The organism is Streptomyces sp. E11-3 (assembly GCF_046540415.1).
Taxonomy (GTDB): domain Bacteria; phylum Actinomycetota; class Actinomycetes; order Streptomycetales; family Streptomycetaceae; genus Streptomyces.
Map to the genome: position 1 here is coordinate 1 of NZ_JAZGRL010000255.1, position 592 is coordinate 592.

At 72.6% G+C, this 592-nt stretch carries 1 protein-coding gene; it reads left to right on the plus strand.

Annotated elements, in window-relative coordinates:
* The first annotated feature begins 101 nt into the window (after positions 1-101).
* Complete coding sequence (locus tag U9R90_RS36710; protein ID WP_411061852.1) at positions 102-272, plus strand: acyl-CoA carboxylase epsilon subunit; 171 nt, start codon at positions 102-104, stop codon at positions 270-272.
* Positions 273-592 lie beyond the last annotated feature (320 nt).

The window sequence follows — 592 nt, forward strand, 5'->3', positions numbered from 1 at the left end:
ACCCGCTCGGTCCTCATCAGCTCCCTCGCCATGCTCCGCAACAAGCACGCCGACCGCCCAGCCCGCAAACACGGCAACCCCCCTCAATGACCGGAGGTCCCATGCCCACAGTCGACATCCGCATCGAGAAAGGCGAGGTCACCGAGGACGAGCTGGCAGCCGTCACGGTGCTCCTGATGTCCCGCGCCATCACCCCACCCACCACCACCGCCACGGACCCCCCGTCCTGGCATCCCGACGGCTTCCGCGCCCCCCACAGCTGGCAGGGCTGACACCGGACCCACCTGGTCACCTGGGCGGTTTCCCGAACCCGGGAGGGTGTTGCCCTCGGGCTTGGTGCAACGGGTGCCCCGCGGCGAGGGTTGTGCCCACCCTCCCCCACCGGGCCGCAGGCGCACGGCTGGCGGAGGGGACACGCCAGCGAGCGCGTCCGCCCCACCGGGCCGTGAGGCGCACAACCGGCCGGAGGTGACGGGGCGGGGGGTGCGCGCGCAGCGCCGACGGTCCACACCGGGATCCATCTCCCGTACCGGGTGCGACGTCGGCGTGAGCACGTACCCCCCGACGCGGCCCCGCCCCACAACGAAACAGA

Excerpts from the sequence above, each read along its gene's own strand:
- U9R90_RS36710 (WP_411061852.1), top strand. The coding sequence starts at position 102 with ATGCCCACAGTCGACATCCGCATCGAGAAAGGCGAGGTCACCGAGGAC.